This is a genomic window from Massilia sp. 01N410 (assembly GCF_056399665.1).
On record NZ_JBFTRV010000044.1, the window covers coordinates 1 to 2170 of the forward strand.

Here is a 2170-nt window from a genome sequence, read left to right on the forward strand (position 1 = left end):
CTCGAGATCACGCTCGCCAGCGGCAAGAAGTACGTCGAGCGCGTGCCGGCCGAAGTGTGGCGCTACAACCCGAAGAAGATCACGAAGCTGATCATCACCGACGAGCCGATGACCAGCCTGGTGCAGGACCCGTACTGGGAAACCGCGGACACCGACCAGAGCGACAACGCCTGGCCGCGCCGTGCGACCCCGTCGCGCCTGGAGTTGTTCAAGTCGCAGCGCGGTGGCGGTGACGACATGATGCGCGACTATAATGAGAAGCTGAAGACCAAGGACGCCAAGCCGGAAGTCAAGGCCGCTGCCGACGCAGCAGCCAAGTAATGCCGTAGGGTGGGCACCCCGTGCCCACGCGTGACGCTTGCATGATGCCGGCGTCCGCGTGGGTACGGTGTGCCCACCCTGCATTTTGGGACCACAAAAACATACATATAACGAGAGACATGAATTTCAAACGCCTGCCCGCCAGCCTCGCCGCACTCACCCTGGTTGCTTCCCTCGCCCACGCAGCCGAACCTTTCGAAGACAAGTTCCGCCAGCTCGACGAACTGCTGCCCACGCCCACCGACACCCGCACCGCATCGGGTGCACCGGGTCACGCCTACTGGCAGCAGCGCGCCGACTACAAGATCCGCGCCCGCCTGGACGAAACCAATCACGCCATCACCGGCAGCGAGACCGTCACCTATCACAACAACTCGCCGGACACGCTGAACTACCTGTGGCTGCAGCTCGACCAGAACCTGTTCAAGCCGAACTCCGGCGCGCGCACCACCGCCACCGTGATGTCGCGCGAGGCCTGGGCGAAAGCCACTCCCGAAACGGGCGTGAAGTTCGACGGCATGCGCACCATGCTGGAATCGCGCCTCTTCGACGGCGGCTTCAACATCACCGCGGTGAAGGATGCCGGCGGCGCCCCGCTCCGTTACGTCATCAACGGCACCATGATGCGCATCGACCTGCCGCAGGCGATGAAGCCGGGTTCGAAGCTGGCCTTCGCGGTCGAATGGAACTACAAGATCAACGACCAGAAGGTGGTGCACGGCCGCTCGGGCTACGAGACCTTCGACGACAAGAACGACCTGTTCGCGATCGCGCAATGGTTCCCGCGCATGGCCGCCTACTACGACGCCCACGGCTGGCAGCACAAGCAGTTCCTCGGCGCCGGTGAATTCACGCTGGAATTTGGCGACTACGACGTCGAGCTGACGGTCCCGGCCGACCACATCGTCGCCGCCACCGGCGAACTGCAGAACCCGGACGCCGTGCTCACGCCGGACCAGCGCGAGCGCCTGAAGCAGGCCCGCACGGCCAAACAGCCGGTGCTGATCGTGACCCAGGCCGAGGCCGAAGCCAAGGAAAAGACCCGGCTTGAGGGCAGCAGGACCTGGCGCTTCAAGGCGAAGAACGTGCGCGACTTCGCGTTCGCCTCGAGCCGCAAGTTCATCTGGGACGCACAGGGCTTCAAGAAGGAAGGCACGGATGCGCTGGCGATGTCCTACTACCCGAAGGAAGGCAATCCGCTGTGGGGCAAGTACTCGACCCACGCGGTGGTGCACACCCTCGACCAGTACAGCAAATACTCCTTCGACTATCCCTACCCGGTCGCCATTTCGGTCAACTTCGACGTCGGCGGCGGCATGGAATATCCGATGATCTCGTTTAACGCGCCGCGTCCGACCAAGGACAAGAAGACCGGCGAGATCACCTATTCGAAGAACGCCAAGTACGGCCTGATCGGCGTGGTGATCCACGAAGTCGGCCACAATTACTTCCCGATGGTGGTCAACTCGGACGAGCGCCAGTGGACCTGGATGGACGAGGGCCTGAACAGCTTCCTGGAGTTCCTGGCGGAAGAAGCCTGGGAAGAGAAATTCCCGGTCCAGTGGGGCGAAGCGCGCCTGATCGCCGGCTACATGAAGAGCCAGAACCAGGTGCCGATCATGACCAACTCGGAATCCCTGGTCCAGTTCCTCAACAACGCCTACGCCAAGCCGGCCACCGCCCTCAACGTGCTGCGCGAGACCGTGCTGGGCCGCGAACTGTTCGACTTCGCCTTCCGCGAATACGCGCGCCGCTGGAAGTTCAAGCGTCCGACCCCGGCCGACTTCTTCCGCACCATGGAAGACGCTTCCGGCACGGACCTCGACTGGTTCTGGCGCGGCTGGTTCTA

General features: G+C 63.2%; 1 protein-coding gene and 1 pseudogene. Both read left to right on the top strand.

Annotated elements, in window-relative coordinates; all coding sequences use genetic code 11:
- Positions 1-321, top strand: a pseudogene (locus AC1DOP_RS27090) (aminopeptidase); the annotation flags it as partial.
- A gap of 119 nt (positions 322-440) precedes the next feature.
- The coding region (locus tag AC1DOP_RS27095; protein WP_477254382.1) for a M1 family metallopeptidase at positions 441-2170 on the top strand (1730 nt) is incomplete at its 3' end.